The organism is Runella defluvii (assembly GCF_014195535.1).
Taxonomy (GTDB): domain Bacteria; phylum Bacteroidota; class Bacteroidia; order Cytophagales; family Spirosomataceae; genus Runella; species Runella defluvii.
Genome location: NZ_JACIBY010000018.1, coordinates 94,788 through 117,234, shown reverse-complemented (window position 1 = coordinate 117,234; position 22,447 = coordinate 94,788). Strand labels below are relative to the sequence as shown.

The 22,447-nt window shown below is 43.2% G+C and carries 26 protein-coding genes; 22 read left to right on the top strand and 4 right to left on the bottom strand.

The genetic code is table 11. The annotated features are described in order from the left end of the window. Positions 1-67: 67 nt before the first annotated feature. Entirely contained in the window at positions 68-775 is a 708-nt protein-coding gene (locus FHS57_RS27490) for a LytR/AlgR family response regulator transcription factor (protein ID WP_183979336.1), read from the bottom strand. Between the two features lie 300 nt (positions 776-1,075). On the opposite strand from FHS57_RS27490, the gene FHS57_RS27485 reads away from it, so the two are divergent. From FHS57_RS27485 to FHS57_RS27425, 13 genes are all read left to right on the top strand, one after another. After that, positions 1,076-1,279, top strand: coding sequence for a hypothetical protein (locus FHS57_RS27485; RefSeq protein WP_183979334.1), 204 nt, complete (start codon positions 1,076-1,078; stop codon positions 1,277-1,279). A gap of 79 nt (positions 1,280-1,358) precedes the next feature. Continuing rightward, positions 1,359-1,706, top strand: a complete 348-nt coding sequence (locus tag FHS57_RS31710; protein ID WP_221225748.1) for a phage tail protein — start codon at positions 1,359-1,361, stop codon at positions 1,704-1,706. A gap of 59 nt (positions 1,707-1,765) precedes the next feature. Next, the gene (locus tag FHS57_RS27475) at positions 1,766-2,185 is read left to right on the top strand and encodes a tail fiber protein (RefSeq protein WP_183979332.1); all 420 of its coding nucleotides are present in this window, start codon (positions 1,766-1,768) and stop codon (positions 2,183-2,185) included. A 53-nt stretch (positions 2,186-2,238) separates the two neighbouring features. Next, complete coding sequence (locus tag FHS57_RS27470) at positions 2,239-2,550, top strand: response regulator (RefSeq protein WP_221225747.1); 312 nt, start codon at positions 2,239-2,241, stop codon at positions 2,548-2,550. 138 nt (positions 2,551-2,688) lie between these two features. Then, positions 2,689-3,267 carry an ADP-ribosylation factor-like protein gene (locus FHS57_RS27465; RefSeq protein WP_183979328.1) on the top strand — a complete coding sequence of 193 codons (579 nt, stop codon included), beginning with the start codon at positions 2,689-2,691 and terminating at the stop codon, positions 3,265-3,267. A 109-nt stretch (positions 3,268-3,376) separates the two neighbouring features. After that, positions 3,377-3,511, top strand: coding sequence for a cold-shock protein (locus FHS57_RS32215; RefSeq protein ID WP_183979327.1), 135 nt, complete (start codon positions 3,377-3,379; stop codon positions 3,509-3,511). Positions 3,512-3,543: 32 nt separating this feature from the next. Then, positions 3,544-3,792, top strand: coding sequence for a pentapeptide repeat-containing protein (locus FHS57_RS27455; RefSeq protein ID WP_310587019.1), 249 nt, complete (start codon positions 3,544-3,546; stop codon positions 3,790-3,792). Positions 3,793-3,997: 205 nt separating this feature from the next. Next, positions 3,998-5,236 (top strand): chorismate-binding protein, encoded by a 1,239-nt coding sequence (locus tag FHS57_RS27450; RefSeq protein WP_229601471.1) that lies wholly within the window; start codon positions 3,998-4,000, stop codon positions 5,234-5,236. A gap of 91 nt (positions 5,237-5,327) precedes the next feature. Beyond that, positions 5,328-7,316, top strand: a complete 1,989-nt coding sequence (gene ispG / locus FHS57_RS27445) for a (E)-4-hydroxy-3-methylbut-2-enyl-diphosphate synthase (protein ID WP_183979325.1) — start codon at positions 5,328-5,330, stop codon at positions 7,314-7,316. 12 nt (positions 7,317-7,328) lie between these two features. Beyond that, on the top strand, positions 7,329-7,517 hold the full coding sequence (locus tag FHS57_RS27440) for a DUF6728 family protein (RefSeq protein ID WP_183979324.1): 189 nt from the start codon (positions 7,329-7,331) through the stop codon (positions 7,515-7,517). A 7-nt stretch (positions 7,518-7,524) separates the two neighbouring features. Further along, complete coding sequence (locus tag FHS57_RS27435; RefSeq protein ID WP_183979323.1) at positions 7,525-7,875, top strand: MmcQ/YjbR family DNA-binding protein; 351 nt, start codon at positions 7,525-7,527, stop codon at positions 7,873-7,875. Between the two features lies 1 nt (position 7,876). Continuing rightward, the gene (locus FHS57_RS27430; protein ID WP_183979322.1) at positions 7,877-8,434 is read left to right on the top strand and encodes a DinB family protein; all 558 of its coding nucleotides are present in this window, start codon (positions 7,877-7,879) and stop codon (positions 8,432-8,434) included. Between the two features lie 263 nt (positions 8,435-8,697). Next, entirely contained in the window at positions 8,698-8,877 is a 180-nt protein-coding gene (locus FHS57_RS27425) for a BF3379 family histone-like protein (RefSeq protein ID WP_122931480.1), read from the top strand. A 55-nt stretch (positions 8,878-8,932) separates the two neighbouring features. Here FHS57_RS27425 and FHS57_RS27420 read toward each other — a convergent pair whose 3' ends face one another. Then, the gene (locus FHS57_RS27420; RefSeq protein WP_183979321.1) at positions 8,933-9,232 is read right to left on the bottom strand and encodes an SCP2 sterol-binding domain-containing protein; all 300 of its coding nucleotides are present in this window, start codon (positions 9,230-9,232) and stop codon (positions 8,933-8,935) included. A 94-nt stretch (positions 9,233-9,326) separates the two neighbouring features. Here FHS57_RS27420 and FHS57_RS27415 point away from each other — a divergent pair, with 94 nt between their 5' ends. The 9 genes from FHS57_RS27415 to FHS57_RS27375 all read left to right on the top strand — a co-directional run bounded on the left by FHS57_RS27415 (position 9,327) and on the right by FHS57_RS27375 (position 18,271). Further along, on the top strand, positions 9,327-9,776 hold the full coding sequence (locus FHS57_RS27415; RefSeq protein WP_183979320.1) for a RidA family protein: 450 nt from the start codon (positions 9,327-9,329) through the stop codon (positions 9,774-9,776). 121 nt (positions 9,777-9,897) lie between these two features. After that, positions 9,898-10,263 carry a BlaI/MecI/CopY family transcriptional regulator gene (locus FHS57_RS27410; RefSeq protein WP_122931478.1) on the top strand — a complete coding sequence of 122 codons (366 nt, stop codon included), beginning with the start codon at positions 9,898-9,900 and terminating at the stop codon, positions 10,261-10,263. 127 nt (positions 10,264-10,390) lie between these two features. Beyond that, complete coding sequence (locus FHS57_RS27405) at positions 10,391-12,172, top strand: M56 family metallopeptidase (protein ID WP_183979318.1); 1,782 nt, start codon at positions 10,391-10,393, stop codon at positions 12,170-12,172. 157 nt (positions 12,173-12,329) lie between these two features. Further along, positions 12,330-13,322 (top strand): mevalonate kinase family protein, encoded by a 993-nt coding sequence (locus FHS57_RS27400; protein WP_183979317.1) that lies wholly within the window; start codon positions 12,330-12,332, stop codon positions 13,320-13,322. A 14-nt stretch (positions 13,323-13,336) separates the two neighbouring features. After that, complete coding sequence (locus FHS57_RS27395; protein ID WP_183979316.1) at positions 13,337-14,371, top strand: oxygenase MpaB family protein; 1,035 nt, start codon at positions 13,337-13,339, stop codon at positions 14,369-14,371. Between the two features lie 94 nt (positions 14,372-14,465). After that, positions 14,466-15,794 (top strand): tetratricopeptide repeat protein, encoded by a 1,329-nt coding sequence (locus FHS57_RS27390; protein ID WP_183979315.1) that lies wholly within the window; start codon positions 14,466-14,468, stop codon positions 15,792-15,794. Positions 15,795-15,843: 49 nt separating this feature from the next. Beyond that, a complete protein-coding gene (gene deoC, locus FHS57_RS27385) occupies positions 15,844-16,599 on the top strand; it encodes a deoxyribose-phosphate aldolase (protein WP_183979314.1) in 756 nt (251 codons plus the stop codon). Between the two features lie 51 nt (positions 16,600-16,650). Continuing rightward, complete coding sequence (locus tag FHS57_RS27380) at positions 16,651-17,394, top strand: toxin-antitoxin system YwqK family antitoxin (RefSeq protein ID WP_183979313.1); 744 nt, start codon at positions 16,651-16,653, stop codon at positions 17,392-17,394. A 49-nt stretch (positions 17,395-17,443) separates the two neighbouring features. After that, a complete protein-coding gene (locus FHS57_RS27375) occupies positions 17,444-18,271 on the top strand; it encodes a toxin-antitoxin system YwqK family antitoxin (RefSeq protein WP_183979312.1) in 828 nt (275 codons plus the stop codon). A 159-nt stretch (positions 18,272-18,430) separates the two neighbouring features. On the opposite strand, the gene FHS57_RS27370 is transcribed toward FHS57_RS27375, so the two are convergent. Beyond that, the gene (locus tag FHS57_RS27370) at positions 18,431-18,940 is read right to left on the bottom strand and encodes a DUF4494 domain-containing protein (RefSeq protein ID WP_028523071.1); all 510 of its coding nucleotides are present in this window, start codon (positions 18,938-18,940) and stop codon (positions 18,431-18,433) included. Between the two features lie 145 nt (positions 18,941-19,085). After that, positions 19,086-22,265, bottom strand: coding sequence for a S41 family peptidase (locus tag FHS57_RS27365; protein ID WP_183979311.1), 3,180 nt, complete (start codon positions 22,263-22,265; stop codon positions 19,086-19,088). Positions 22,266-22,447 lie beyond the last annotated feature (182 nt).

The following is a 22,447-nucleotide window of genomic DNA, read 5'->3' as shown; positions in this document are numbered from 1 at the left end:
TGACGAAATTTGAGGGTTTTTTGTTTAAAAGTGCCACCTCAAGTTCGCCCTTGAGGCGCTGATTAAATTAGCCTCGTAAAACAGCGTAGGCTTCAATCTGCTTTTGATTGATTTTATTGCGGTATTGATCGCCAATCGGAATCTCTTGCCCTGCCCGTAGAACTACTTCATTTCTTCCCACTTTAGCAATGGCATTGCGATGTACCAAAAAAGAACGATGTACGCGCAAAAATATATCAGGCTTAAGTTTCTCTTCCAATTTGGTAATTGTCCCTGCGGGCATAAAGACCTGTTCGGGGGTGACAATCTGAACAAAATTTCCTTCGGCTTTGATGTAGAGTACGTCCTTATAATGAATTTGTACGTATGCCTTATTTTCCCAAATATAAAAGTACGGTTCGATGGCCTCGGGGGCTTCGGTCAGTCGTTGGCGGGCTTTTTCGATGCTTTTAAAGAACCGAGGTGGCTCAATAGGTTTTACCAAAAAATCGAGCGGGGAGACTTCGTAACAATCTAAAGCATAGCTCTGATGAGCTGTGACAAAAATAACCAAAGGAGGATTGTTTAAATTTTTGATAAATTCTAACCCAGAAATGGGAGTCATCTCTATGTCGCAGATAATCAGTTGAATAGAGTCGTTAGCGATGTGGGTGTAAGCTTCTAAGACGGATTCACAAACTGCAATAAGGTTAAGAAGTGGGTTCATCTTGACCAAACGAGTGAGTATCTCTCGCCAGCTGGGAGAGTCGTCAATAATCAGAGTGTTAATTTTCATAAGAATGGGTTACTGGTTTTTCACAATTGAGATAGGCGGTTTCATCAGCAAAACCGAAGGGTTTGTCATCTTTCGATTTTTTGATTTTTTTCCTTCCAAACAGGCATATAAGTTTGCTGACAGATTGTAAAGGCTAGCCAGAGCAAATGTACCATTTTAATTTTTTCTCCTAATCTAATCTGTTTGTTTTTAGATGTAGTGTATAAGTATTTTTTATGGGTGTAACACCGAAGCCCCTCAAAACTCAGGTGGAGGATACCGAAAATCGAATAGAGTAGGTGATAATAAAGTTGTTTTTTTATGGAAAAGGTAATTTCTGTAAACCCAATCAAGTTAGAGGACTTTCAAAAGTTGTGGACTAAGTTTCAAAAGTCGCCAAAATCATTGGTTTTTAGTGACTATAAAAATCTTATTTATATGTCACAAAAATTATTAAAATCAGGAGAGATTACTGAAGATTTTGCAAAGGAAGTATCAAGTACAGTACAAGTTTATATGAATTAATTATTGCAAGGTAGGAAAACCTAATATTACTTAAAGGGTATTGACTGCGAGGATGTTTGCTGAAAAACATGGGAGCAATATGGATCTCAATACCTTAGGTGAATCACTAATTGAAGATTGTACAAGTAATGTAAACAACGCAAAGCCAAAATGCGATAATGGAGGCACTTTTTTTATAATTTTTTATTTTATGGATTTTGACGAATATATAGGTACAATAATGCTTTGTGCTAATGCAATAACACCAGAGAATTGGCTAGATTGTGACGGTAGAATAATGTCTATTCAAGGCAACGGATCGATTTTTACTTTGTTAAGAAACCGTTACGGTGGAGACGGAACTACAAATTTTGCCCTACCGAAAATACCTAATCTAGGAGATGCTAGATATATTATTTGTGTGAAGGGAAATTATCCTATGCGTTAGTAGTCAGTAAGGAGGTATTTATTATTAATAATACTTTTACAATTTAAAAACAAACAATCATGGCAAGAAAAGGTCAAGTTGCACTTTTTGTAGGAAAATTTATTCCCAAAGACTGGGCGCTTTGTAATGGCAAAAATGGTACTCCTAATATACCTGATACGGTTTATGATAAATACGGTAATACTATTCGATACCTCGTCGCTACTCAAGATCATGAGGATTATTACATAGGTTTCATTTATCCAACTGTAATAGATTATGCTCCCATAGGATGGGAGCTATGTGATGGTAAAATAATGAATATTCAGGATAATCTTTATTTGTATAGTTTATTGAGTGAGACTTACAATGGCGATTCTAGAAATACTTTTTATTTGCCTAAAATTGGAAAATTTAAAAGTGATAATAAAACTTATAGTGGTGATAACTTTATCCACTATATGATTTGTGTAGATGGAATTTATCCACGTCTCGGATAGTTTATTTGATTATTTTGTTTAAATAGTACTATGAATAAAATCATTGTAACTTGTTGGTCCAGATTGGTGTAATAGATGTCGAAGAAGCATCAGACGCAATATCAGCTTTACAACGCTTGCGCGAAAGTAAGTATAATCTTGTTATTTCAGACGAGAATATGGAGCCAATGACAGGTTTACAATTACTCAAAGAGATACGAAACGACAGTGAACTCCAAGGTACTCTCTTCATTATGGTAACAGCTGAAAGCTCAACTGGAAATGTCATTGCTGCAAAGGAGGTAGGAGTTGGTAATTATTTAGTGAAACCTTTTAATGCTGAGACGCTTAAAAAGAAAATAGAAAGCCTGTGTGGTTCAATGTAAGATTGCTCTTGGGGCTTAGTTTATCCTTCACAAAGCTTTTTTTGTAAAACAGCGAAAAATAATTTCATTTGTTGATTGTTTTAAAAACAACCAACAAATGAAATTGAAATAATTTTTTTAATTTTTTAAAATAAATATATGAGTTTTATTAATTATTCAAAAAAGACAATTGAAGTAAAGATTGTTTATTTCGGTTGTAAGTTTTCTGGGAAAGGAACGAACTTGGATTTTGTATTTAATAAAATAAGTCCAAATAACAGAGGGAAGATAGTTTCTGAATTTGTAGGAGATGACAAAATTGTTTCTTGTGATTTTATATACGAAGAAGTAGGGGCAATTCGTGGATTTAAATTGTCATACCACCTTTGCACAGCGTCTAGCGATATGCCTAATTCGGAGAATATAAAGAAAGCCCTTGAAAATGCAGATGCCGTCGTTTTTATAGCAGATTCGCAGAAGTCGAAGATAGAAGCTAATAAGAAATCGATGGAAATATTACAAAGTAATTTCCCCGAATCCGACGGTATTCAACGCCCATTATTGATTCAGTTTAATAAAGTAGATGTGCCTGACAAAGTCAGTGCGGATGAAATACGGTCAACACTGAATCTCAATAACGTCCAAGGATTTGAGGCGATTGCTACTAATGGTACAGGGGTGTTTGAAACATTTAAGGCCGCTGCTAAAAGGGTCTTTGTAGAATTAAGAAATAAATAATTTAAACAAACGTGAGACATTACTTATGAAATTCAATTTGGTACTTACTTAATAAAAAGTGCTAAGTTTGAAAATTATCAAATAAGTAAACAATCACCTAAATAAATTAATGCAAAGTCAAAGTGAGCCAATAGTGACAGTAATTTTTAACCAACTACAAAAACTAGTAGAAGGTCAGAGAGTAACTTTTGAAATTATAAATGGACCCAAAGGGCCACAAGCTACGAGTGTGCAGGTGCTGTAATTACATTCATTTGATAGTTTTTTCAATTATGTATTGAAGAGGCTTACGCACAAGGGAAATCTTTTGTAAAAGCCAATTTAGCCTCCATGAACCTCACAGGGATTAACCTCAGTGGAGCTGATTTCACAGGTGCCTATCTCAGCAAAGCTCAATTAGTCAATGCGAATTTGAGCAACGCAAACTTTACCAATGCTGTCTTGATACAAGCCAATCTACGCGGCACTAATATGACAAATGCGATTATGACGAATGCGAATACGCTCGGTGTGAATCGGTCGTAGTTGATGGGCTAGTTTTCTATTCATTTTTGGGACTATTCTACCTCTACTTTTAACCAGCTAAAAGGAAGGGGTAGAGTAGTCGCATTTAGATTTATGTCACAAAAAGTGCCTTTTGTCGAACAAATTGTGCTCCTTTGTACTTTTATGAGTAAATGTTTTTGCCCAAAATAAGGCACACTTTTACTTTAAAAAGTGTTAGGTGAGTATGATGTCAGACAAACTAAAAACAACAGGGGCTTCTTCCCTTTTTGATCACAGCTTACATCCACTTTCTGCGTGGCAAAGCACCCGTGAGTTAGGCTTTGCGGCAGCGCTGTGGCGGCTTCCACACCAGAAAGACAAGCACCTCATTGTTAATTTTGGGTCAGAGCTCCCTCGTACGCGAATGATGCTTGATGAGCTGCCCGCGGGCTTTGCCATGAGCCCGTTTCTAAACATCGAAGGAGATAATTCGCTCTTTATTGAAGCCGATTTGTATTTTCGTTTTGATGAAAATGGAGAGGCGACGTTGGAGCAAGAAAGTGCCTATTTGTCTGCTCCCAACCGTGAAAAATGGTATAATCATTACCGAAATCGACCAGCGAATGCTTCTTCGTTGGTGATAGCTTCTGATAGCCCACGTCAACCCGAATTGCCAAACTTTGCGTACTTGGAGGCGGTTCAAAAAGCAATAAAGGCGATTGAGGCAGGAGCATTCAAAAAAGTTGTTTTTTCGCGAGTAAAGCAGGTTGAATTGGCAACTGATTTTACATTCTCAGAAGTCTTTGAACGCCTGTGCGAAAAATACCCTACGGCATTCGTGTCAATGGTGTATTTGCCGCAGCTTGACCAAGTTTGGTTGGGCGCCACGCCCGAAACCTTGGTGAGTGTCGATAAAGAAGGTATTTTTCGGACAGTATCGTTGGCGGGTACGCAGTCGGCTTTTGATGCTTCTGGCGCGCCGATTTCCGTCAAAAAAGCGGCTTGGACCCAAAAAGAGATTGAAGAACAAGCCTTGGTAGGGCGTTACATTATTTCGTGTTTCAAAAAAATTCGGGTTCGTGAGTACCTCGAAGAAGGCCCAAAAACGGTCGTTGCTGGAAATCTGATGCACCTTCGAAGCGACTATTTGGTGGATACTAAGACGATAAATTTCCCTGAACTAGGAACGGTGATGCTGGAATTGCTCCACCCGACATCGGCGGTGTGTGGGATGCCCAAGATGGAAGCATTGGCGTTTATTCAACAACACGAGGGCTACAACCGTGAGTTTTACAGCGGGTATTTGGGGCCAGTAAACGTTGGAAACGAAACCCATCTTTTTGTGAATTTGCGTTGTATGAAAATTCAAAACAACGTAGCGACGCTCTACGCTGGAGGAGGAATCACGGAAGATTCGGAACCCGAAAAAGAATGGCAAGAAACCGAAATGAAATGCCAAACGATGCTTTCGGTGTTGGGCTAAAAACAATCCCTGCTTCTTTGGGGTTTTATCAGTAATTTTGTCGCGTTAAACGGGTGAGGCTTATCGCTCACTGCAAAATGTACTCTTGCTTATGACAATCATCAACGACACCGTATCGCTTCAAGACGCGATTAAGTCGTATCAATACGCTAACTCGTTGACCGAGTATTCTCGCCGTAAAACCATCACGGTCAATATTGGGGGTGTTCCTATGGGTTCTGACTACCCAATTCGGGTTCAGTCCATGACTACCGTCGATACCATGAACACCGAAGGGTCGATTGAGCAGGTAATTCGGATGGTGGAGTCGGGTTGCGAGTACGTACGCATCACGGCGCCAAGCGTGAAAGAAGCCCAAAACTTAGAAAATATTCGCAAAGGATTGCGCGCGCGCGGTTACGAAGTGCCACTCGTTGCCGATATTCACTTTACGCCCAATGCGGCTGAGTTAGCAGCTCGTATTGTGGAAAAGGTGCGCATCAATCCAGGGAACTATGCCGATAAAAAACGCTTTGAAATCATCGACTATACCGAAGATGAATACCAGCGTGAATTGGAACGTATTCGTGAAAAATTTATACCATTAATAAATATTTGTAAGGAGTACGGAACGGCCATGCGGATTGGTACGAACCATGGTTCGTTGTCTGACCGTATCATGAGCCGTTACGGTGATTCACCGTTGGGAATGGTGGAGTCGGCGTTGGAGTTTTTGCGGATTTGCGAGGAATTTAACTACGACCAAGTGGTGCTTTCGATGAAGTCGAGTAATCCTTTGGTGATGGTAGAGGCGTACCGTTTGCTCGTCCACCGACTTGATGCCGAAGGGTTAAAGCCGTATCCGTTACATTTGGGCGTGACAGAAGCAGGGGAGGGTGAAGATGGTCGTATCAAGTCGGCCGTTGGCATCGGAACTCTGTTGGAAGATGGGCTAGGGGATACCGTTCGCGTTTCTTTGACTGAAGACCCCGAATTTGAAGCACCCGTAGCAAAATCGCTCATTGACCGATATACGCAACGGGCGAAAGTAAGTAAGCCTATCGCTCCGTTGGCAATTTCACCGATTAATCCTTTTCAATACAGCCGTCGCAAAACGCAGGAAGTCTATAATTTCGGGGGCGGAAACGTGCCACGGGTGATTGCTGATTTTTCACAAATTGCGGTTGAACAATACGAAGACTTGCGCAGCATTGGGCATTTCTTTTTGCCCGTTCCCGACAAATGGAAAATGAACGACATTGGCGCTGATTTTATCTACTCAGGTGCGCGTCCTGTGCCGTTTATGTTGCCCATGGGATTGAAAGAAATCATGGATTACGAAACGTGGAAAACCCAGTCGGACCGTGAACATAAGTTTCCACTGTTTACGCTTAATGAGTTTATTGTTGCCGAAGAGCAAAGTTCCATCTTGAATTTTGTAAAGGTGGATACAAGTGCGCCATTGTCAGCCGAAACGCTTGGGAATATTCCAGTGGTTTTGGTACTAGAAAGTCAAAATGCGCACGCTATGCCCGAAATGCGTCGTTTTATGATTGATTTAATGGATAAGAACGTAACTATTCCCGTCATTATTCAACGTACTTATTCAGGAAATAATTTCGACGAACTTTCGCTTTTTGCCGCGACCGATTGTGGAGGTTTACTCGTGGATGGGATGGGCGACGGTATTATGCTAAGTGCGGTTCAGACCGATTTAGGATTGGCAAAACAACAAAATAGCATTGGTTTTGGCATTCTTCAAGCGGCTCGTACGCGAATGTCAAAAACGGAATACATTTCGTGCCCGTCGTGTGGACGAACGTTGTTTGATTTGCAAGAAACCACCGCCATGATTCGCAAACGGACCGATCACCTCAAAGGAGTGAAGATTGGTATCATGGGTTGCATTGTAAATGGTCCAGGCGAAATGGCCGATGCTGATTACGGATACGTGGGGATTGGTAAAGATAAAATAGCCTTGTATCGTGGCCAGCAGGTTGTCAAAAAGTCGGTGACTGCGGCAGCGGCAGTCGATGAATTGATTAATTTAATCAAAGAAGACGCCAAATGGTTTGAACCCGAAGCGTTGGAGTTAACTTAACACAGTACAGAAATGAAAAAAATTGTTGAATTTTTGCAGTTGGGAGAAGTATTCGGATACTTTCTGCGGGTGTTTCAAAAACCAGACCCTTCGCGGCCTAGTACGGCTTCCCTCCGCGTGATGCACGGCATCAACCGTATTTCTATCGTCATGTTTTTGTTGTGCCTTGGCGTGATGTTGTATCGCTTCTTTACAAGATAGGTTAGGAATGAACATTGAGACCTTACAAGCGTATTGTTTGTCGAAAGCTGGTGTGACAGAGGAGTTTCCGTTTGGAGATGAAACACTGGTTTATAAAGTAGTGGGAAAAATTTTCGCACTCAGTTCGCTTGATTCAACTCCTTTGAGTATCAATCTTAAATGTGATCCCGAACGCGCCCTTCAGCTTCGTGAAGAGTATGATTGTGTGCGCCCAGGTTTTCACATGAATAAAAAACACTGGAATACCGTGGTTGTGGATGGCTCGGTCAAAGATGCCCTCATACGCGATTGGATTGATCATTCATACGAACTTGTAGTGGCGTCGTTACCCAAAAAAACGCGTGAACAATTGAGCTAAAATGAACATTGCAGAGACAAGACAACAACTTCTAAAAGATATTCAGCAGATTCGTCAAACCGTTTCGCTGGAGTTTAAAACGCTTTCAGAGGCGCAACTGCTGTGGAAACCAGCCCCCGAGCGTTGGGGAGTTTTGGAATGTTTGGTACATCTCAATGCGGCCAGTCAATACTATACAAACCAATTGAAACTTAAATTTTCACAAACGCCAATCCGCTCTTCTGCAACGGACTTTGAGATGAGTTTCAACGGTAAAATGATGCTTGGTTTTGTGGACCCTGCTTCGCAGCGAAAAATCCCTTCACCTGGAATGTTCAAACCAAAACCGTATCATTTGGATGCGCCAAAAGTGTTGGAAAGGTATTTTATGATTCTTCAGGATTTAGAAAATAGCCTTGAAAGCTCCGAAGGTGTCGATTGGAACCAAAAAATTATTTCTCCTTTTACGGCTTTGCTCAAATTTCGTCTGGGTGATGTTTTTCTGTTTGTGGTAGCACACCACCAACGTCACCTCAACCAAGCGATGCGTGTAAAACAAGAACCCTCCTTCCCGCGTTAATTTCAGAAATGTGCCTTTTTGAGCGAATTAGGGCGTTTTTGAGGAAAAAGGTTTAAAATTAAGTAAATTTATAATGTTGTATAACTTCCTGTATTTGAGGTGGTTATGTGAATTTTGTTTTGTTTTGGCTAAGAAATTGCATTATTTTTATTAGTTTTTTGATTATTTCTGTTGTGTTTCAGGGTAGAATTACTAAATTTCGGCCAAAACACGCTGTTTTAGGCGTTTAGGACACTTTATAAAACCAAAAACCGTACATTATTATGGCAAGATTTGATGAAGTCAAGAATCTCGTGTTAAGCCTTGAAGCTGACTTTGATAAATTCTACAGCAAGGGTAACCAAGCAGCTGGAACACGCGTCCGTAAAGGAATGCAGGAGTTGAAGAATTTAGCCCAAACAATACGTTCGGAAGTACAGAGTAGCAAAAATGACAAAGAGTAGTTTTTTAATCTAACTCCTAAAAGCGGGCTTGGCATACCAAGCCCGCTTTTTTAGTTTAGCTACCAAAAGTTTGTGCAATTTTCATCGCTACAGCCATATCGCCTTTAATTTTGAACTTACCCATCATGTAACCCATCATCGGATTAAGGTCACCATTAATGAGATCCAAGGCGTTTTTAGTAGTGATTTCCATGGCACAGTCGGTTTCTAAGTCTTCGTTTGAGACAATGTTCGGAACTTGCTTCGTGTCAACAAACACAACACCCTCGTCGGTGACGAACTTGAAGCTCGCATCAAGGCCACTGTCAGTGCCAACCAGTGTTTTTACTTTCTCGGTAAGAGTTTGTAAGCTCATAAAATTGGTTTTTAGTAAAAAAAAACAGAATTTGGAAAGCAAAATTAGTAGTCTGCGGTATATTATCGACAGAATGTGTTATAAATCCAATTCTATGAAGCCCTTTGCCCTTATTTTTGCTTTGTTTTTGAGTAGTTTGAGCATTTTTGCTCAGAAAAAAATTATTAAGACCGATCAAGCTCCTGTTCCAATCGCGCCCTACAGTCAAGCAGTAGAAGCCAATGGGCTAATTTTTGTTGCAGGACAAATAGGATTGAACCCACAATCTCGCCAGCTGGTCTCAGGAGGCTTCGAAGCCGAGGCGACACAGGTCATGGACAATATCAAAGCGATACTATCGGCGGCGGGTCTGACGATGGATGATATTGTCAATACAACTATTTATTTAAAAGACGTCTCCTATTTTCAAAAAATAAATGACATCTATGGGAAATATTTTAGTGGAAATTTCCCAGCCCGCACCACGGTTGGAGTAAACAACCTCCCAGGAGGAGCAAGTGTCGAAATAGCGGTTGTTGCCCTCAGAGGCCAAAAACGTAAATAAATGCGCTAAAATGAATGTTTTTTGCAAGACCTAAAAATTTAATAAAATTTTAATTGCAAAAACTACACGGATAGTTTATATTTGTCTATTATTTTATTTTTTAACCTACTTTTTGAGAACCATGAGAGAGTTGACCAAAGCCGAAGAACAAGTAATGCAAATCCTATGGGATTTGGGCAAAGGCGTAGTATGGAATGTCCTGGAGCGTTTTCCGACGCCAAAACCAGCGTACAATACCATCTCTACCTTTATCCGAATTTTGGAACAAAAGGGTTTCATTGCGCACCGCCCGATTAGTGGTAAGACGTACGAGTATTTTCCCATTATTTCAAAGGAAGATTACCGTGCCTATGAAGCTAATAAGTTGATGTCCAATTACTTCAGTGGCTCAGTGAAAGACTTAGTGTCGTATTTTGTTCAAGACAAAGACCTAAGTGTTCAGGATGCCGATGAAATTATTAAGTTGCTTCAGGAAGGCGGTAAGTAATCGCATTTCAAGGGCGTAAGCCTTCTTCTGTTGGCGGCAATCGCGTCGCTTCAAGCTCGTAACTTCCCGAAAGGTAAAACTTTCGGGAAGTTCAAAACACCATACTATTTCTAACTTAACCTAAGCCATGTTATTCTTTTCTTATCTCCTCAAAGTCAGCTTTGGGCTAGTGTTGTTCTACGCCTTATATTGGGGTTTGCTGCGTAAGCATACCTATTTCACCGCAAACCGTATCTACTTGTTACTGGTCATGGGGCTCTCTTGTCTCGCGCCTTGGGTGGTGCTTCCCGAAGCGGCGCATGAGCAAGTACCGATGCAGGTAATGGCGCTAGGAGCCGTGAGCGGAGGTGTTATTCAGGTTGAAAAACCGCCACTATTCACCCTCGAACAGGGCATTTTAATGGCCTATTTAGTCGGTGTTTTGTTTATGTTAGGCCGATTGATTTGGCGACTTTCTCAAATTTTTAAGATGGTTCGTGCAGGTGAGCACCAACCTTTTGGAGACTGTGTACTTGTGACCGTCGATGATTCGTCGATGAGCTCTTTCTCTTTCTTTAATTACTTAGTATTAAACCAAAAGGATGCCAGCGTTTATGGGCAAGTCGTTGTAAGCCATGAACTTGTGCATATCCAACAGCGCCATAGTTGGGATTTGCTATGGGTCGAAGTGGTTCAAGCGCTCTTATGGTTTAACCCAATTTTGATTTTTTATAAGCGCTCGCTGAAAGAAATCCATGAATTTATAGCCGATGAAAACGCGACCAACGGTGACCGTTTAAGCTATGCCTATACGTTGGCTGGCTACGCACTGGGGGTATCGCCACAGACATTAACAAATAATTTTTTTGATGTAAAACAATTGAAAAGCAGAATTGCCATGTTGACAAAAAAACGTAGTTCTAAATGGGTATTGGGCCGTTATTTAATGGTTGTCCCCGTTGTGATTGGTCTGGTGGTATTGGTGGCGGCCCGTAGCGCTACTCCAGTACAAACGTTGGTAAACCCAGGTGAGGAGTTTGTGGTAAGAGGAAAAGTAGTAACGTCTGACGGTAAAGGACTACCTGGGGTCAGTATCGTTGTGGTGAACTTACAACGAGGAACAATCACCGACGCGCAGGGAAATTATGCGATAAATGTTGCCCGTGGAAAACAATTGGCTTTTTCTTTTATTGGATTCAAAATGCAGGTACTTGATGCTTTGCAAGGAGAACAGAATGTAGTTATGATTCCCGAAATAGCAGAGTTGAAAGGTGTTACGGTCGTTGGTGAACCCATTCCATCACAAAGCGGTGGCGGGCGTCAGGTGCAGGGTGGACAAACTGCCCCAACGATGTCGAAAGAAGGGACTATTTTCACCAAGGCAGAACAAAACCCTGAGTTCCCAGGTGGCGTAAGAGGCCTGAGTGATTTTTTATCTACTAACCTCAAATATCCCGCAGCAGCTCGCCGTGCGCATGTAGAAGGAAAAGTATTTATAGAATTTACGATTGATGAAAACGGAGTGGTGAAAGACCCTCATGTCGTAAAAGGGATTGGTTTTGGGTGCGATGAAGAAGCAATGCGTATCATGGGTATCATGCCCAACTGGACGCCTGCCAAGCAAAACGGTAAACCTGTAGCCCTCTCATACCAATTGCCAATTGGGTTTGAGTTTGGAAAAGTGGCTGCAAATTCCACACTTACGGATGGCCCCGTAAAAATTATTTTTAATGGAAAGGGAAGCCCTTTGAAGGAACAACCACTTTACATACTGGATGGTAAAGAAATAAATTATGAAGAACTTGAAAAGAAGCTAAATCCCAGTGAAATTGACAATATTTCGGTATTGAAAAACGAGTCGGCAACGACGACGTATGGTGACAAAGGGAAGAATGGAGTGATTATTATTACCACAAAAAAGAAAAACTAAGGATCCTACTTTTGGTAAATAACAACTTCCCGAAAATATAAACTTTCGGGAAGTTAACCAAAGATGAGAAAGCGAAGGTAGCAGCCTTCGCTTTTTTGTTGTTAATTTGCGGTTGCTGAAAGCGAAAGTCGCTTACGGCGTGACAGACACACAAAAAATGATTGAAACTCGTGCTTATGCCCGTGCTGGGCTTCTAGGAAACCCTTCCGATGGATATTTTGGGAAAACAATTTCAATTTCGGTGCGCAATTTTGGCGCTTCTATTACGCTGTACGAATCGCCTGAGCTACAGATTGAACCCCAAGTACAAGATACTCACATTTACAAAAACATCTTCCACCTGCGCGATACGATCAGTACGCTTGGCTACCACGGAGGTGTTCCGTTGGTGAAAGCGTCCATTAAGAAGTTTGTTGAGTATTGCGACAAAGAGGGGATTAAACTTTCCAATAAAAACTTTACCGTTCGCTACCGTACGACCATCCCGCGCCAAGTGGGTTTGGCGGGTTCTAGCGCCATTGTGGTAGCTACGCTTCGGGCGTTGATGCAGTTTTATAAAGTCGAAATCCCGCAGCCGATGTTGCCGACCTTGGCCCTCAAATCGGAAGTGGAAGAATTGGGCATTACGGCAGGTTTACAAGACCGCGTCATTCAGTGCTACGAAGGCTGTGTGTATATGGATTTTTCGAGAGACCTCATCGAAAAACAAGGGTACGGCTACTACGAACCCCTTGACCCCCGAATGTTGCCCAAATTGTACATTGCTTATAAAACTGACCTTAGTAAAGTATCGGGAAAAGTGCTGAATACCATCCGTGAGCGTTGGGAGCAAGGCGACCCGCACGTGGTTGGAACGTTGCAAAACATTGCGGGAGTGGCTGAACAAGGCTGTGACGTCATCAAAAACCAAGATTTTAAACGTTTGGGGGAATTGATTAACCAAAATTTTGACTACCGCGCCCAAATCATGACCATCACCGACCGCAACCAAGCGCTTATCGACACCGCTCGCGCTTGCGGGGCTTCGGCGTCTTTTACGGGTTCGGGTGGCTCAATAATTGGAATTTACCGCGACGAAGAAATGCTCAATCGTCTTTTTATCGAACTTAAGAAACAAAACGCGCGCGTTATCAAACCTTTTATAGTTTAAATGGTTTCAAGGTCATGAGACCTGCACAAACGCGAATTTTTGACGATACTTTGTTGACCCCTTTTCGCCAACTGGGCGACCCCGCAGCCGACGCATTGGTAGCGGCGGTAGTCCAGCAAACAGGCCGAGAGGGGTTAACTGTTTTTATGCGTTTTTTGGGCGACTTAAAAAATGCTTCGCTCGCCGAGCAGCTTCCCGAAGTTGTTCATTTTTTTGAACAGCAGGGTCATTTACCTCCTTGGACAGATCCCCAAAAAATGGCGCAAGGCATGGCTTTTTTTTGGAAGCACGAAACCGAGATAGCGTTATTGTTGGGCTGCTATTCACTCCCGTATTGCTACGCCGCTGCCAATGGTGCCCAAGTACTTTGGCTGACCGAACGAATCAAAAAAGACACCTACAAACGGCTAGAAGAGACGGGCGAATTTGTGTTTGAAATCATGCAGGAGCGAGATTGGCGCAATGGCCGTAACGTGATAAAGGTACTTAAAATAAGGCTGATGCACGCCGTTGTTCGGTATTTTACCAGCCACCATGCCCAGTGGGATTCGGCTTGGGGGCTTCCCATTAACCAAGAAGACATGGCAGGGACAAACCTCGCCTTTTCGTATATTGTTGTCCGAGGGTTGCGAAAAATGAACGTAAAGACGCAAACAAATGACGAAGAATCGTATTTGCACTTTTGGGATATAATTGGACACCTACTTGGAGTCAATGAGCGCCTTTTGCCCGTCGATTTGCGCGAGGCATACCACCTGGATAGGGCCATTTATCGCCGTCAATTTAAGCCATCTACAGCGGGGAAAGGGCTGACCCAAGCCCTTACGAAAGTACTTCAAAATCAGGTTCCTACAAAACAGTTACAGAACTTTCCAATAGCCCAGATGCGTTTCCTTTTAGGGAAGGAAGTGGCTGATTTATTGGGAGTTCCAGAAGTGCCGTTGGAAGATATTGTTGTCCGTACAACGACTCACGTACCATTTTTACAATTTTTATTCCGAAATAATACTCCAGATTCCGACGTACTCAAAACCTACCTGCGAAAATAGTAACCGACATAAACTGATAATATTTATGTCGGTTATGTTGCAAAAAATAGTTTGATTGACGTATTATTGTACTTTCTATCCTAACCGCTAAATTATGAGAAAAACTCTACTACCTATTTTGGGTATATTATTGTCGTGTCATATCACTTTTGCCCAAAATTCTGCGGAAACCTATTACGAAGAAGGGCTTACGAAGCAGACCAAAGGCGACGTATCGGGCGCCATGTTAGCCTATACCTCTGCCATTCAGACCAATCCAGATCACGCGCCGAGCTACTACCAACGGGGTTTGCTGAAGGTTTCGCTCAAAGATTATCGTGGTGCCATGCGTGATTATGATGAAGCCATTGGCATTACATCCAAAGATGCCAAAGCCTTTTTATACCGAGGTATGTGCCGAGTCATTCAGGAAGATTTGGGAGGAGCATTGCGCGACTTCAATTCTGCGATTGAACTCAATCCTAACGAAGCCAAAGCATTGCTTCAACGCGGCCAAATCTGGTTTAAAATGGAAGACCAACGTCGTGCCATGCAAGACTTTGACAAAGGACTGGTATTGGAGCCCAATAACGCCCAAGCGTGGTACAGTCGCGGGCAGTGCAAAATTGGCGTAAAAGACTACAAGGGAAGTATTACCGATTTTACCAAAGCCATTGATTTGGGTTACAACGCGGCCTATGCAGGTCGGGGTAATGCGCGTACCAACATGAACGACTTGAATGGCGCGATTACTGACTTGACAAAAGCTATTCAAGTGAATGCCAATGACTCGGAGTCGTTTTATTATCGCGGATTAGCGCGTAGCAAAATGGGTAAGTTTGCGGAAGCACTGACCGATTTTAACGAATCGGTGCGAATCAACCCACAAAATTATATGGCCTACTATGGGAGAGGGGTTTGCAAAGTAAAACTTGGGCAACCCAAAGATGCCGTGGCTGACTACAACTTAGCCATCGAAATCAACGGTGCATCGGCCAATACGTTGCCTTATTATAACACCTTGATTACGGAAAATACCATCAAATTGTTGGATGTCATTGTCACAAAATACACCCAACCTAAAGATTTGTCACCAGGCCGTCCAGAGGTATATTTGTCAAGAGGAATTGCCAAAAATACAATCGGTGAAGGAAAATCTGCGGTTGCTGACTTAGACAAGGCCATCGAGATTGAGCCTACCAACGCCGATAGTTATTTTATTCGGGCGGTGGTGAAATCTTCGTTGGGTGATCAAAAAGGCGCATTGGTGGATTGCAGCAGTGCGATTAAACTAGCACCACGCCACGCCGAAGCCTTTTTCTTGAGAGGAGTTATTAAATTTTCATTGCTCGACAAAAACGAAGCCTGCTACGACTTTAGTAAGTCGGGAGAATACGGTTTTGTGGAAGCATATAACGTGATTAGCCAGCTTTGCTCTAAGTAGGATAGCTTTGCCACGTTCTTATGAGAAAAGACCATAACAAGTTCATGCTATGTTTACTTCTCTCTCAGAACTGGCCAAAATGATAGATCATTCGTTGTTGCAACCGCACCTGACCGATGCCGAATTGGAAGCAGGTTGTGCGTTGGCATTGCAATACGATGTCGCCACAGTTTGTATCAAACCCTACTACGTAACACGCGCCGCCGAACTCCTAAAAGGAAGTAACGTTGGCGTCTGTACAGTGGTAGGGTTTCCTCATGGTGGCAATACCATCGCGCTGAAAGTAGCCGAAACCCGACAGGCTTGTAAAGACGGTGCCACCGAAATCGACATGGTGGTAAACGTAGGAAAAGTGCTGAGCGAAGATTGGCGCTATGTCAAAAAAGAAATCTACGCGATTCTGAAAGAATGCCACAAACACGGGGCTATTTTGAAGGTTATCTTCGAAAACGATTTTCTTCCCAAAGACAAATATAAAGTTAAGCTGTGTAAAATCTGCAGTACCCTGGGCGTGGAGTTTGTGAAAACTTCGACGGGATACGGCTATACCAAGCAAGCCGACGGTAGTTACAATTACAAAGGCGCAACAGAAGCGGATATCCGTTTGATGCGCAAAAACTGCACGCCTGAAGTGCAAGTAAAGGCCGCAGGAGGGATAAGAACACTGGACGAACTGCTTAAAATGAAAGCGCTCGGCGCTACCCGTATTGGTGCCACCGCCACCGTTGTGATGCTTGAAGAAGCTAAAAAACGACTGGGACTGGCAGCCTCAGAAATACAGTCGCCCGTGGTTGATGGGTATTGATATTGATAAAAAAAGCAGTTAATTTTGATTAAATTGTCAAGGTGAACAGCTATGTTAAAGAAAATCAGTGTTTTGTTGGTTTGTTTGTGGGGTATCGCTTTTCAAGAAGTAGAAGCTTTCTCGCCCGATTCGCTGTGGCGCACGATACGCCACCGTGCGTTTGCCGACTATGATGAAGAACTCGTGTTTCATGACCGTAAAAAACGTTTTGCCACGTTAAAACACTTTAGTAAAAACGGAACTTTACTGGTTGAAACCAACTTCAAAGACTACGCAGAGGGCATTCGCCAAGGGTTTTCGAAGGGGTATTATCCGAGCGGAAACCTCTATTGGCTCGCAGATTACCGCGACAATAAACTTCACGGAGAGCTGCGGGTATATTATGAAGACGGAGGTTTAAAGCGCCGAGAGACGTACCGTGCGGGGTTTCAAAAGAGAAAACACTGCTACGACAGGGATGGCAATGAAATCCCGTACTACGAACTGGCGGAAAAAGCAAGTTTCCCTGGCGGAGATCGGGCGTTGCAAGCGTATTTGCAAACCAAACTAAACGAGCTTGTTGCTAGTAATACTTCGCAAATCTATAATTTCGAGATTTACATAGAAGAAGATGGGAAAGCGGTGTTACACAAGTTTACCAATAGCCATCTGATGACAATCAATAAGTTGAAAGACATTCTCACAGATATGCCTAAATGGAAACCTGCCCGCTACGATAAAAACCCGCAAGGGGAAATTGTGCCTATCTCGCTTATTTTTCAAAACGGCAGGGTGCATCTAGCGGCATTACATTAATCTGAATCAAAGTGTTTGTTTTTAAGTCTGTCTTGAAAATCTACAAGTTATGGGCAAGAAAGTCAGTCTATTGTTGGTGATTTTGTGGGGAATAACGCTTCAAGCAATTCAGGCATCTTTCCCTGATTCGTTGCAGCGTGCCGTTATTCGTCGGGAATTTGTTGACCACGACGAAGAACTGACATTTCACGACCGCAAAAAACGCTTCGCTACCCTCAAAACGTATAATAAAGAAGGAGTTCTCCTGACTGAAACCAACTTTAAAGACTACCAAGCGGGCATTCGCCAAGGGTTTTCAAAGGGGTATTATCCAACGGGGCAATTGTACTGGATTGCCGACTATCGCAACAATGACCTTTGGGGCGAAATGCGCGTTTACCACGAAAACGGCGAGCTCAAGCGCCGCGAAACGCATTGGGCGGGTTTGCGGAAGGAAAAACATTGTTACAATGAAAATGGCGAAGAAATAGATTTTTACCCGTTTTCTGAAGTTGCTACTTTTCCAGGCGGAGACTACGCGTTTCAGGCGTATTTGCGGTCGAAGCTCAAAGATATACACGTAGGTTCGGAAATGTCGATGTTTACCTTTGAGTTGCTAGTTCAGGCCGACAGCGTGGCGGTTTTGCATCAGTTTAGCAAAAGCGAAAAGGTGACGTTGACCCGAATTGCGGAGATTATCAAAGACATGCCCAAATGGCTACCTGCACACTTCGACAAAGTACCCCACGATGATATTGTGATTGTCAATCTGGTTTTTAAACGAGGTATGGTTTATCTCTCCAACTTAGCCCTCGATTTTGCGGGTGCGTACCGTAAGCAGGTACAACCTTTCGCTACGCCCGTAATGCCGCCTTTGCAAACATTACGAAGAAGATAAGTGCTCACGCAGGCCGCCTGAGCGGTTAATTGTTATCTGTTAATCGTTAATTGAGTTGGATAACAGTGAATTACGTCAAAGCGAATCCCCTAAAATTTGTACTCTACTGCTTAAAAGGCAACGAGGCTGTCCAAAAAGGACAGCCTCGTCAATTTTCTATTACTCAGCTCCGCGCTCTGCCATCACTTCGGCGAGGGGGCGAAAACCCGCAGGAACTTGTTGTGCTTCGTCTTCGGGTGAATAAGGATACACTTCCAAAATAGGCGTTAGGTTCACGTCCGTGATTTCGTAGGGAATCAACATCGTCGCCAAACTCTTTTCAATGCGTTCGATGGCTTGCTTGGGGCTATCGGCATTGACGAGCATGTAACTGATGATTTTTTTCTCTTTGGCAGCGCCTTTGCTATCGTCGATAGAGACGTAAAAAGTTTTGCACTTAAACCATTTTTCTCCCCCTTCATCCTCAAAATGAAATACATCAGAGAGTTTCATTTTGGTAAGGCTACTTACTTGAAAATCAGGTGTGTTGTCAGCTACGATGCGATAAATTCGCGCTTCGGCATCGGTGTATGAAACCGCGTCCACAAGGTACGCTTCCGAGATAGTCTTGAGCGCACCGTTTTCTTGTTCTTGTTGGTATTTGATTTTTCCTAAGTACCAGCTTGGCATATGTTGTAATTTAGAGTATTGTGAATGACGAGTGAACGAGTTACGAATGACGAAATTAGGAATGGGGAGCACCTCGTTTCTACTTCGTACTTCGTCATTCTTTCAATCGTCATTCCGATAACGGGTTTCAAAGATAACAGAAATTCTACTTCAGGTCTTTTAAAATCTCGTCGATGGCGCGGTCGAGTTGGGGGTCTTTGTCGGTGAGGCGGTCGGTAAATGTTTGCTTGATGTAAATGTCAGGCGCGACACCTTCTTGCTCAATGTTTTTGCCATCAAGCGTATAACATCCCCACGAAGGCAAACGATAAAACGAGCCATCGACGAGCCCTTTGCCCGACGTAAAAATAATCCAGCGGTAGGTTTCGGTGCCAATGACTTTACCCAACTTGAGGGCTTTGAAACCCGTGGCGGTCATTTCGGCATCCGAGAGCGATTGTTCGTTGATAAGCAATACAATTGGCTTCGCCGCTACCCCAAAATTGGGTTGAGGGGTGGGTTTTCCTTCGCGGTATTTCCACTGCAAATAAGGCTTTTGCGACAAGAAATTAAGCACCAAATCGTGGACGTTTCCGCCTGTGTTGTAGCGCAAATCCAGAATTAAAGCATCTTTTTTGTACCAATCGCGGGTCATGTCGTGGACAAAACGCTCGTATTCGCCCATGCCCATGTCTTTCATGTGTACGTAGGCAATCCGTTTTTTACTTTTTTCGTCCACGTAATTTTGGTTCCAATCCATCCATTCATCGTAGAAATTTCCTGATAATGAACCTCTTGGATGCACTCTCACCGAGTAGCTAGAATCGACGTTACTGCGGCGGAACGTCAGCGTAATTTCGGTATCAGACGAAGGTTTGGTAAAATACACGTCGCGGTTTTGGAGCGAGTCTATCGCCTCACCGTTGACGTGCGTGAGGATGTCACCTTTGCCAATTTTTTTTCCGTGTTTGTCGGCGGCGCTACGTTTTAGAATGCGGTCAACGACAAACGGGCGCTGGTTGTCGAAAAGAATCCCCGTTTCCATCGTGCGAGATTTGTAGAAAACTTCTTCTTCTTTTCCGTTGCTATAAAGCCCTAAGTGAGAGGCGTTTAGCTCGCCAAGCATATCGTTGAACAATGTCCGAAAATCGTCACGTTGGTTGAGATAAGGCAAGTACTTGGCGTAGCGGTCGCGTAGGGCTTTCCAGTCGGCACCGTGGAAGGTTTCATTGTAAAAATTTTCTTCTACACTCGCCCACGCTTCATAATACATTTGACGAAACTCCTCTTCCAAATTGCGACGGAAGGTAAAGTCAATCGTAATATCTTCTGCTTTACCCGATTCTGGGGTGAATTTTTTGAGTTTACCGTTGATGAGTAAATACGATTTATCGCCTACCTGTACCCAATCGTACCCGCGAACGCCGTCTTCCACTTTCTCGGTTTTGGGGGCTTTGAAAGGCTCGTACGTCGTGCGCCAAAGCTTATTTTCGCCCTCGCTGTGATCAGAAACGTAAATGACGTAGGTTTTATCGTCTTTTTGAAAAACAGCGGGAGAGCCTTGTTGACCAAACGACGGCCCTACTTGCTCCATGCGCTCCCAAATGTCAGCCAAATCAATCTCGATGGGTTTGATTTCTTTCTTGGTTTCTTTTTTAGGCTCGGCAGGCGTAGCTTTCTTTTTCTTGCTCGATTTTTCGGGCGTTTTGGCCGCCGTAGCGGTCGAATCTTTTTTGGTTACTTTAAACAAATCCTCCCATTTGTCGCTGCGGAACGGGTCTTCGATTTTGGTGAGTGCCAAGCGGTAAACTTTTACATTGCGCGGGCCAAACGGATAGCCTGGGTTAATACGGTCGGACTCAAAATAAATGTACTTGCTATCGGGCGACCACACAGGCGCCGACTCCGAAATACCCGTGTTGGTGAGGTTAATAGTCTCGTTTTTGGTGAGGTGATGCAGGAAAATATCTCTTTCAAAATCGCGGTAAGCCGTAAACATCACGTATTCGCCATTGGGCGAGAAGTAGGCGTTGTCGTTGTAAAAACCCCAAAGCTCATCTTTGACAATCGTCTTATTTTCAAAGGTTTTGAGGTCGAGTAGGCGAACTTCGTTGCGTCCGCTCAAATACACGCCCGAGCTGCGGTCCTTGTTAAAAACTAGCTGACGGTTGTTTTGGGTATCAGTGGTAAGTTGTTTGAGTGTTCCTTTGCCGTCGGCTTTGAGGGTAAACCAGTTTTGGTAGCCACCTACGGTTTGTCCTACCAACAACGTCAAAGTATCGGCCAACCATTTTACTTCCTGAACGCGTTCGTTAGGAGTGGTTTTGAGTTGTTTAATGTACTTTCCTTCAATGTCCGATACAAACAATTCTCCCCGCGAAATGAAGGCCAGTTTTTTGTTGTCAGGAGCGACATCAAAGGCCGAGATTGACCCACTTACTTTAAAATCTTGCCACTTGGTGAGCGTAAAGTTTCTGACTAGGTTGATTTTGAGCGGAGCAGCGGCTTTAGTCGCAACGTCATACACCCAAGGTTGGTAGTCTTTTTCAAAAATAACCTTGCTGCCATCGGCACTTACCTGAGGCCGTTTGATGGATTCTTTGAACGAAGTGAGGGCGGTTTTTTGTCCGTTTACGAAAGTGTATAAATTGTACTCTCCGTTGGCTTCGTCCGACACAAAATAAATGGCCCCTTTTTTGTCAATCGTCGCCCACATGTCCTTGCCACGGTAGTCGGTGTAGCGTTTATAGGTGTTGGTTTTTAGGTTGTACGACTGAATATCAGGGTTGAAGTCGCCTTTGTAGCGCTTGCGCATGGCTTGGTCATCACTTTCCCAGGTGTCGTTGAAAAACAACTCGCCCGTCGGGCTTTCGGCGACGTTGTGCGTGCGGTTGAAATAATGTTTAAAAACGCGTTTGGGCGTTCCTCCGATTACCGAAATGGTGTAGGTCGTGCCGCTGTTTTGTACTCCCGATTCAAAATAAATTGTTTGTGAATCCCACGACCAAGCTTCTACCAAATCGTAGGTGCTGTGGTGGGTAAGTTGCCGAATGGTACCACCTTCGAGGGGCATCACAAACACATCGGCATTCCCATTTTCAGTACCCGTAAATGCCAACCATTTCCCATCGGGTGAAATACGTGGGCGAGATTCGTTGCCTTGCATGGCTGTGAGGCGGGAGGTAATGCCCGAGGTAAGGTCGGTTTTCCACAGGTCAGATTCGTAGGCAAAAATGGCCGTTTTAGCGTCGGGGCTCAGGGTAGGGTGGGTGGCAAAATGCACGCTCGATTGGGCAATGGCTGCACTGGTAGCGAAAAGGCTGGCCCAGAATAGGGGTTTAAACATGGCTACGTAAGGGTTGATGAAACTAAATGGATTGAAAAGCCAAAAATAGTGAATCTGGCGCGAATACAACAGGGCTTGAAAAGAAAGGAATGCGCTATTTATGGATTATAAAAATGTTTTGTACGAATATGAAAAGTTTGAGGGTTGGGATAGAAAATTAAATCGTAATGATACTTGAAATA